Consider the following 719-nt stretch of genomic DNA (forward strand, 5'->3'; position numbering starts at 1 on the left):
CCAGCTTTGGTACTGCTGGCAAGGTCATTACTAACTTGGGCGGTACTGACATAGCTTACAGCGTTAGCGTGCAAGCTAATGGCAAAATTATTGTGGCGGGTTCGAGTAACAATAACTTTGCTTTAGTACGTTACAACAGCAATGGTACTCTTGACACTGATTTCAACACTACTGGCATTATCACTACTGATATCGGCACAAAGACTACTGATAATGCCTATGCTCTCACCCAACACGATGGTACGATAATAGTCGCGGGAATAAGCGCCAATAACTTTGCTGTGGCACGTTACAGGGTTAACCAAAATCCAGTACTAGTGAAGGAAATCGCAGACAAAGAGACTCCAGAAGACATAAATTTCAACTTCACAATCTCAGATAGCTTCCAAGATCAAGATCCTGAAGACACTCTCGCTTACACTGCCACTCTCGAAAACGGTGACTCTCTACCGAGTTGGTTGAGTTTTAATGCTGCAACCAAAACCTTCAGTGGCACTCCCTTAAATGCAAACGTGGGTAGCCTCAACATTAAAGTTACTGCCACGGATTTAGCTCTTGCTCAAATCAGTGATGTATTTACACTCACTGTTAATAACGTCAACGATGCGCCAGAGGTGGCGAATGAAATTGCTAACCAACAAGCAACAGAAGACACAGTTTTCAACTTCATTATCCCAGACAACACCTTCATTGATGTCGATGCTGGCGACACTCTCACC

At 43.8% G+C, this 719-nt stretch carries 1 protein-coding gene; it reads left to right on the plus strand.

What is annotated here, in order from left to right; all coding sequences use genetic code 11:
- The coding region (locus RMZ42_RS24000) for a putative Ig domain-containing protein (RefSeq protein ID WP_322673764.1) at positions 1-719 on the plus strand (719 nt) is incomplete at both ends.

Origin of the sequence: Nostoc sp. DedQUE05, from assembly GCF_034530955.1 — a bacterium.
Taxonomy (GTDB): Bacteria; Cyanobacteriota; Cyanobacteriia; order Cyanobacteriales; family Nostocaceae; genus Nostoc.